The organism is Capsulimonas sp., assembly GCF_039929585.1.
In the GTDB taxonomy this organism is placed as follows: domain Bacteria; phylum Armatimonadota; class Armatimonadia; order Armatimonadales; family Capsulimonadaceae; genus Capsulimonas.
In genome coordinates this window covers 1-9090 of sequence record NZ_JBDSQY010000099.1, presented here as the reverse complement: position 1 = coordinate 9090, position 9090 = coordinate 1, and the positions used below count along the sequence as shown (strand labels likewise).

Here is a 9090-nt window from a genome sequence, read left to right as displayed (position 1 = left end):
GGTTCCCCAGGATGGGGCGGAGGGGCCGAAACCTAGCATAATCCAAACGGGCGCCGGGAGCTTTTAAGCTCCCGGCGCCCGTTTTCAATGGGAAACGTCAATCGGTAAAGTGCTTTCGCGTATGACTAAATGTGTAGGGATTTCGATGCGGGTGTGGGGGAGTGCGGGATCGGCAACGCGACGTAGAAACTGCTTCGCGGCCGACTTGCCGATTTCTTCGAAAGATTGTGCGACTGTCGTGAGGCCAAGACCATCGGGGAGTGCTCGGATGATATTGTCGAAGCCGATCACGGAAACGTCGCCGGGAATGCTGAGACCAAGCGCCTCCAGGCGTTCGGACAGCCTCATGGCCTCAACGTCGTTTACGCAGAGAACAGCCGTCGGGCGCTCCTCGGGCGGGAGACGGAAGATCGTGTCCGAGACGAACCAATCGTGCGAATCCGAAGGCGCGGCGGTCAGCACAATTTCTTGGGCGTTCAAACCGAATGCGCCGTGCATCGCCGTAAGATACCCTTGAAGACGGTCCTGAACGGGATTGATCGCTTCCGTTCTTGTAAGGTACGCAATCCGCCGATGCCCCTGCTCGATCAGATAGTTCGTCGCTTCGAACATCGCCTTGCGGTTCTGAGATCCTACGAAGTCCGCGTCAACGCCGGCGACCATCCGGTCGATCAGCACCGTCGGCATCCGCTGGGCTACTTCCTGGATGAGTTCGCTGTTGTCGTGATAGGCGTAAGCGTAGAAGATCATTCCCGCGAAAGCGCTGTCCAGGGCATAGCGCAGATGCATGGCTTCTCGTTCGGCGGTTTGCCGCTCGGGACCATCCGAGCCGCCCAGATCGAGAAGGACGCAGTGATAACCCGCTTGACCGAGCGCCTGGTTTAGTCCCCAGAAGATGCGCTGCTGCGCGGAGCCGCTCGCCCCGCCGGCGCCGCGCCACATGCTGAGCGCGACAAGACGAGACTCGGCAAGCGAAGGCGCGACATTCTTGGGAACTTCGGCTTCGCGCGCTGGCGCTCCCTGAACGATAGGCCGGCAATGGGCTTGCCGGATCAATAGACCTTCCTGAACCAGATGGACGATTGCGGTGCGCACCAGATTCCGATGCACTCCGAAATCTTGCGTCAACTCCCGTTCGGAAGGAAGGCGGCGGAGTTCCGATCACGCAAGCATCGCGTCAATGGGAACGCCCTTTCCGTTGTTCGTCACGTAAAACGGCCGGCCCTCGGTGACATAGCTCGTGTCGGCGGGGATGCCGAGGGCTTTGTAGATCGTGGCGTGGACATCTTCCAAGCGCACGGGTTTTTCGATGGGGATCATCGGATGCTCGTCGGCCGTCTTGCCGTAGGCGAAGCCCTTCTTGAAACCGCCGCCGAAGAACAGCATGCAGTTGCCGCTGCTGAAGTGGCCGTGGAAGCCGTACATCTTCTCGTTTTCGATGATCAGATCATTGCCGGTGGCGCGTTCCGCGAAGCCGAACGCCTCGGTTCCGGCCGAGGGCTGGTTGGCGATGGTGCGGCCAAACTCCGTCATTACAACAATCAGCGTACGGTCGAGCATGCCGCGCTCGTCGAGATCGCGGACGAGCTGGGCGATCGGGCGGTCGATCTGCTTCTTCATCGCCACCATGCGGCTCTGTCCGTCGGCGTGCATGTCAAATCCGCCAAAGGCTTCGTACTGATATTCGACCTGGACGAAACGCGCGCCCTTCTCCACTAATCGCCGCGCAAGCAGGCACCCGAAGCCGAAGCGATGGCCGACGTCATAGGCTTTGATCGTTTCAGGCTTCTCGTCCTGCATGAAGGCGAAGGCGCGCTTCACCGGCGAGTCCATCATCGCGCGGGCGTCCTCCATCACCTTCATATAGTCTTTGGCGGGATGCGCGGTCTTGAGCGCTTCGGACGATAATCCAGTGACGGCTTCGAGATAGTGCTGGCGGCGGTCCAGACGCGTCAGGTCCATCCCCGCGACGGCGTTCAGGGTGGGAAGCCCCTGCGCGGGACTGGGGATCATGAATGGCGCGTGCTTGACGCCGTAAAACCCCGGCCCGGTGAACTCGTTGATGAACAGCATCTCCTCGTTGCTGGTGTTGATGTCCCGGCCGATGTCGATGTAGGCGGGCACGTTCGCATCGCGGCGTCCCAGCGTCCGGCTGACCACGGCGCCCATGCTCGGCGCGGCGACGCCGGCAGGGAAGAGATACCCCGTCATGGCGTAGTACTGAGCCTTGAGGTGGATCGCGCCGAACTTGGTGTCGCTGGTCATGCTGCGCAGGATCGTCCCCTTGTCCATCACCGAGCCGATGTTCTCCAGGCCCGCGCCAAGCCGAATGCCGTCCGCCTTGGTAGGAATAGATTCACAGGTCCCAAGGATCTGCGAGCCCTTCATGCCCGGGGTATACGGCGTGTATTTTTTCGGGTCCCAGGTGTCGGTTTGCGCGATGCCCCCGGGGAGCCAGATCACGATCACCGAGTCTGCCGTCGCCTTGGGCTTGGCCGCGGCAGGCGCGGCGGCTCCGGCAATACGAGGGACCACCAACCCGGCGGTCCCAACAAGCCCCATTTGCAGCAGCTGTCGCCGTGTTAGTTTTTGAATATCGAAGTTCGTCATCATCAAGTGCCTTTAGTGAACGTCTCATGTTACACAATGGGTAGCTGGCGGTTAAAACCGCGCCTTCAAGAGCGCGGAAGTCCGCCTGCGCGGACTGCATGATCCTAATCTATACCGTCTTAAATACCGTTCTACTTTCATGCTGCCATGTAGGATTATGTAACCCACGCAGGTGGGTTTCCGCGCTCTTGAAGGCGCGGTTTTAACCGCCAGCCGTACGGCGCATAACCTTTAGTGAATATATTGAAATTCGGGCGACGACGTGAGCGCCCAGACCATATCGACAATCGCTGCGTGCGGCTTGGCCTCGGGAATGACGCCGCTCCGATTGAAGTAGACGCGCCCGCCGACCTGGTCAAAGGACATGCCGCCCACGGGGGCCGTCACTGATAAGCCGACACTTGCGGCCGGAATGTCCAGTCGGACCCACTGCCCCGCCGGCGGCAGGGCGCCCATTGGGAAGCGAGCCGCCGTGCCGGATGCGCCGAAATCGATCAGGTTCTCGCCCCAGTACGCCCGGTGCTCCCAGTTTCCATCGTTCCATTGCAGCATCAGCTCGCGCGGCGGCTTGGCGGGATCGATGTAAACATACGTGAAGAGCTTGTCGCCCCGCTCCACGCGCAGCGGCGTGGCGGCGCCCTCGAAGTGCTGCTCGCGATGCTCCTCGGCGACCGGCGCGGAGTGCGACGGCTTGCCTAAGAACATCTTCTCCGGCGCGGATGTCCAGGGATCCGCGTTCGCTCCAGCGGGGGGCATGCTGTCGAACCAGATATTCTCGGTCACGGGCTTGGGTGCTTCGGGCAGCGATGCGGACTCGCCGCGCAGGAACTTCTTGGCGGCGCCCAGCTCAGGGTTCGTCGGCGGACGGCTGAACGCCGACCAGTAGGCGTGGTTTGCAACCCGCGCGGGGTCGCGCTCCAGAGACATGGCCCGCGCGAAAGCGCCGCCGCTCACCCGGCTGCTGTATTCCTCGCCGTTCAATAATTCCAGCGCCTGCACCACCGCAACATCGTCGGAGCGCGATGTAGAGACTTCGTTGCGCGACGAGGGCCGTCCCAAGGCGCGGGTCAGCGCCGAGGAATCTTCTTCATACGCCGCACGCGTCGCCGTCCCGTTTCCCATCATGACATTGATGCTGTCCATCAATTGCTCTTCCGTCATGCGGCGCAGCGCAGGTGAGCGGACATAGCGCGGCTTGTCTGGCGACGACGCGCTGTAGGTGTCGGCCACCTTCGGATCGTAGCGCAATTGATACGTACGGCTCGTCAGGATCAGCCGAATGGTGTGCTTCAGATCGTAGCCGTGCCGCATAAAGTCATCGGCCAGCCACTTGAGCAGCTCGGGATGACTCGGCGCATTGCCTTCCACACGGAAATCATCGGCCGGCTCGACGATCCCCAATCCTAAATAACGCTTCCAAAGTCGATTGGTAATGCACTTCGCGAAGCGCGGATTTTCGGGGTCAACGACCAGGCGCGAAACCTGCTTGAGCCGATTATCTAAGTCCGATGGAATATGCGCCGCCACGTTTCGGGCTGCGGGCTGATTGAAGAGGAAAGCCGGCGGCACGAAATCGCCCTCATGCACCTCGCATCGGATTACTTCGACGTCCTTCGGCGCAAAATACGATGCATAGCCCATAAACTTGCGCTGGGTCCACTCGGGATTCAGGAAGTGGTTATGACAGCTGGCGCATTTGACGCCCGTCCCCAAAAACACCTGAGCGACATACGCGGCGCTCTGCGTGGTTTCGACATGATCGTCATTGCGGATCCAGCCCTTGGTCATCATCGCCGTGGGCGTCTGGGTCGTCGGGTCGATCAGCTCGGCGGCCATCTCGTCATAGGGCCGGTTTGCCTTTAAGTTGACGGTGAGCCACTGACGCAAGTTCGGCCGCGTTCCCGTGCCTCCCTGGTGCGCGCCGTTGGACGCCAGCGCATCCTCCCACCAGGGCAGCCAGGCTGCGGCGTAATCGTCATCGCGCGCCAGCAGCGTGTCCACCAGCCGCACGCGTTTGTCCAAAGTCTTGTCGGCGATAAAGGCGCTCGCCTCCGACTCGGTCGGTATCTTGCCCACGACATCCAGATAGACTCGGCGGACAAACGTAGCGTCGTCGCAAACGGCCGGCGTCGGAAACTTCATCTCACTCCATTTGGCCGCGACGAAGTTGTCGATCGGATTGAATGTCGTCGTCGACACCGTCGGCACGCGCGGCGCGGCGGGAAGCCGCGCGACGTGCTTGGCGCGGATCTGCGCCAGGGTCAGGTCCGTTTCATCCTCCAGCGGCGCGGAAGGGTTAATCACTCCCTCGTCCACGACGGCGGTCTTCCCAGCTTTGCCGGCGCTGTCATCCTGCGCGCCCGCCGCGATCCACTCACGGATCAAATGGATCTCATCCACGGACAGTGCGCCGTTACCGATCGGCATCCGAGGCTGCTTGATCCCGCGCACATACTGCACCAATGGGCTCTGATCCGGCTTGCCAGCAATCACGGACGGACCATGCTCGCCGCCCTTCAGCAGCGCCTTCACGGACAGCACGCTCAGACCGGCCGACGGCGATGACGCGCCATGGCACGACACGCAGCGCAGTCCGAGCAGCGGCTTGATCTGCTTCTTGTAGCTGACCGTCTTGGCCTCCACTGGGTCCAGCGGCCGAATCGGGATCGGAGGCGGCGGCGGCGGCGCGGCGGTCGCCGCCCAGGCGATCAGCGACATCAGACCGACAGTCGCAAGGCCGACGGCTTTGAGACGGCGCGGCGAGAGTTTAGTTGTTTTCGAATGGTTCATATGCATCACGAACAAATCCACAATTCAAATATTAAGCAAGTTTCCGCAGCAGCGTAATCCGACCGATGGGCACCCATTCCGCTACAAGGATATCACCGTTGTGCAGATAGATCGCCGTATGCGGATGAATAAACTTGCCCGGAATAAACGCCGAGCGCGGGGCGTCGCGCAGGTTCGATGGGTAACCGTCGCCCAGGTGCGTGATGACCTTGTTGTCGCGGTCGACAATGGTGACGACGCTGTCCAGATCGGGGACGAGCATCTCATCGCCGCGCGTCTTGAAGTGACACGGCTGGCGCATGCCTTCCGTCACGAATTTCTGATGCTTGCCTTCCAATGAGAAGTACTGCATCCGGTGGTTCGCGCGGTCCGCGACGACCAGCGACGGATCACCCGAGCGCGCATCCAGCCAGAGACCGTGGGGCTGATGAAGCTTGCCAGGATCGGTCCCGATCCCGCCAAAGGTGCGAATGTACTGCGCCTTGGCGTCGTATTGATGGACCCAGTTCGATCCGTACCCATCGGCGACATAAAAACCGCCGTCTGGATGGAACGCGATGTTGGTGGGCGTGAACGCGCTGCCGTCCTTATAAACGCCGGCTTCGACGGGAACGCCCTTCTGCCAGACGACTTCCCCGTTCAGCTTGGTCTTTGTGACCGTCTTATGCGCTGTATCGCAATGGTAGAGAAAATCCTGCCCGCCTTCTTTGCGAACATCCAGCCCGTGCCCGCCGCTGCGGAACTGCGAGCCCCATGACGTCAAGAACTTGCCATGCTTGTCAAAAACCACAATAGCGTCGCCGCTCGGCGAATCGGGGTGGACGGTGTGCGAAACATAGATCCGCCCCGCGCTGTCCTGCGCCAATCCCTGCGTGTCGCCCCACTTGAGATTGTCCGGCGGCGTCAGCCAATCGGGAACCCATTCATAACGGTGGGAGCCTTCGCCCAAAATAATTTGTGGCGCCTGACCGGTCTGCGCGGCCTCGGCGGCGAAGGCGTGGCCGGCGGCGGAGAAGCCGAACGCGGCGACAATGGTTCTGGCCAGAAGCTGCCGGCGTGTGTATTCCGCAGGCGTTTGCTGCTCCGACGGCGAGGAGATCATTTTCAATCCCATAATCCTTTGAGGCGCGCATGGAACAATGGGGCGCGCCAGCGTAGTAAGTTGATTGCGTCTAGTTTATCACGTGGGAGACGGTCTGTCCAGAGAGAAATATCACTCGTTTTGTTATCAAAATTCACTCACCCGACCATTCTGGGGCATCGTCGAGGGTTTCCATCGCAGGCAGTTCTCGCGAGGCCGAGTGTCAGGTATAATAACGCCATGACTGATCCAAAGATTTATCGCGAGATGGGCTTAAACGATGGCGAGTACGCCGAGATCGTGAAAACGCTGGGGCGCGACCCGAACATTGTCGAGATCGGCATGTATGCCGTCATGTGGTCCGAGCACTGCGGATATAAGTATTCGCGGCCCGTCCTGCGCCTGTTCAAGAAGTATCAGGAAGCCATGGACACGGGCGCCGTCGAGAACGCCGGCGTGATCGATATTGGCGATAATATCGGCATCGTTATGAAGATGGAATCGCATAATCATCCGAGCGCGGTGGAGCCGTTCCAGGGCGCGGCGACGGGTGTCGGCGGCATTCTGCGCGACATCTTCACCATGGGCGCGCGGCCGATCGCGAACTTGAACTCCCTGCGCTTTGGGCCGCTCGACGCCGACGCCCGCACGCGCTATCTGTTTGAGCATGTGGTCGGCGGCATCTCGCACTACGGCAACTGCGTTGGCGTCCCCACGGTCGGCGGCGAGATTTATTTCCATCCGAGCTACACGGGCAACCCATTGGTCAACGCTATGTCGGCGGGCATCGTCCCGCTGGACAAGATCGCGTCGGCGGCCGGCGCAGGCGTCGGCAACCCCGTCATGTTCATGGGATCGGCAACGGGACGTGACGGTATTCATGGCGCGACCTTCGCCTCCGTGGAGTTGGGTCCGGACAGCGAGAGCAAGCGCCCGAACGTCCAGATGGGCGATCCGTTCCAGGAAAAGCTGCTGATTGAAGCGACGCTCGAAGCGCTGGCGACGGGCTTTATTGTCGGCATCCAGGACATGGGCGCGGCGGGTCTTACTTGTTCCACCACCGAGATGTCCGCGAAGGCGGGCCTCGGCATGACGATTGATGTCCGTAAGGTCCCGCTGCGCGAAGCGACCATGACGCCGTATGAGATCATGCTTTCGGAATCGCAGGAGCGCATGCTGGCCGTCATCGAGAAGGGCCATGAGGACGAAGTCGCGGCCATCTTCCATAAGTGGGGATTAAATGCCGTTGTGGTCGGCGAAGTCACCGACACCGGCCGCGTCGTCATTCTGGACAATGGCGTGGTGGCTGCCGATGTGCCGTCCAAATCGCTCACCGACGACTGCCCAACCTATACGCTCGCCGCGAGCGAGCCGACCTATATCGGCGAAGTCCAGGGCGCGGATCTGAATTTCCCCGAACCCGACAGCTACACCGACGCGCTTCTCACGCTGCTCGGCACGCCGTCCATCGCCTCCAAGCGCTGGGTCTATGACCAATACGATTCGATGGTGCAGACGCAGACCACGGTGCTCCCCGGCGACGCCGACGCCGCCGTCATTCGCATCCGTGAGACGAACAAGGCGATTGCGCTCACCACGGACTGCAATCCGCGCTATTGTTATCTGGACCCCTATGTCGGCGCGCAGATCGCCGTGGCCGAAGCCGCGCGCAACTTGAGCTGCGTCGGCGCGACACCGCTTGCCGTCACCGACTGCCTGAACTTCGCGAACCCGGAAAAGGCCGACAACTTCTGGACCTTCCGCCGCTGCGTCGAGGGCCTCGCCGACGCCTGCGAAGCGCTCGGAACCCCGGTCATCTCCGGCAACGTCTCCTTCTACAATGAGACCCCCGAGCGGGCGATCTTCCCCACCCCGACCATCGGCATGGTCGGCCTGATCGAAGAATCCGAGAAGCGCCTGACCATGGGCTTCAAAGCCAACAACGACAAGATCTTCTTAGTCTCCCTCGGCGAGCCGACCCTGGGCGGCAGTGAATATCTGGCGCAAATCCATAACCTCGAAGTCGGCAAGCCGCCAACGCTGGACCTTTCCAGCGAGCGCACCGTGCAGACCTTCGTTCGCGAAGCCATCGGCCTGGGCCTGCTCCAGTCCGCGCATGACCTCTCCGACGGCGGCCTTGCGGTCGCCCTCGCCGAGTGCTGCTTCAGCGCCGAACGCGGCGCCGAGATCACGGCGACCGCCGACGCGCGCCTCCTCTTCGGCGAGCGCACCGCCAGCATCCTGCTGAGCGTCTCGCCCGACCGCGTGGACGCCCTGCTGGCCCTCGCGACAACGCACCACCTCGATCTGCAAGATCTGGGAATCGTCGGCGGAACCCGCCTCACGGTCCGTGACGGCGACACGCTGGTAATCGACGCCGAAGTGAAAGAACTCCAGCGTCGGTTCGAAGACGCGATTCCGAACCTGCTAGCGGCGGGAGCGGTTTAGAAACGCAGCCCAGATTGGCCGGCGAATTAAGAAGCCGGCGGTTAAAACCGCGCCTAGAAGTGGTGCCGGAAAGTGCCCTTTCTCAAGCCAGCTGCGATCTTTGAGGCGATTTGGGCCGTTCTTGTCGTTCAGACAGCTGCGGCCCACTGTTTAGTAAAGAA

Annotated in this window: 5 protein-coding genes and 1 pseudogene; 1 reads left to right on the top strand and 5 read right to left on the bottom strand. The window is 61.4% G+C overall.

What is annotated here, in order from left to right:
* Nucleotides 1-84: 84 nt before the first annotated feature.
* From ABIZ35_RS07115 to ABIZ35_RS07095, 5 genes and pseudogenes are all read right to left on the bottom strand, one after another.
* Complete coding sequence (locus tag ABIZ35_RS07115) at nt 85-942, bottom strand: substrate-binding domain-containing protein (RefSeq protein ID WP_348219186.1); 858 nt, start codon at nt 940-942, stop codon at nt 85-87.
* Nucleotides 943-1056: 114 nt separating this feature from the next.
* A pseudogene (locus ABIZ35_RS07110) lies at nt 1057-1137 on the bottom strand (phosphonate metabolism transcriptional regulator PhnF); the annotation flags it as partial.
* 24 nt (nt 1138-1161) lie between these two features.
* Nucleotides 1162-2613 (bottom strand): DUF1501 domain-containing protein, encoded by a 1452-nt coding sequence (locus tag ABIZ35_RS07105; protein WP_348219185.1) that lies wholly within the window; start codon nt 2611-2613, stop codon nt 1162-1164.
* A gap of 228 nt (nt 2614-2841) precedes the next feature.
* Entirely contained in the window at nt 2842-5400 is a 2559-nt protein-coding gene (locus ABIZ35_RS07100) for a DUF1553 domain-containing protein (RefSeq protein ID WP_348219184.1), read from the bottom strand.
* Nucleotides 5401-5431: 31 nt separating this feature from the next.
* Nucleotides 5432-6508 (bottom strand): peptidase, encoded by a 1077-nt coding sequence (locus tag ABIZ35_RS07095; RefSeq protein ID WP_348219183.1) that lies wholly within the window; start codon nt 6506-6508, stop codon nt 5432-5434.
* 213 nt (nt 6509-6721) lie between these two features.
* Between ABIZ35_RS07095 and purL the strand changes: the two genes are divergently transcribed.
* Nucleotides 6722-8929 carry a phosphoribosylformylglycinamidine synthase subunit PurL gene (gene purL, locus ABIZ35_RS07090; RefSeq protein ID WP_348219182.1) on the top strand — a complete coding sequence of 736 codons (2208 nt, stop codon included), beginning with the start codon at nt 6722-6724 and terminating at the stop codon, nt 8927-8929.
* The last annotated feature ends 161 nt before the right edge of the window (nt 8930-9090 follow it).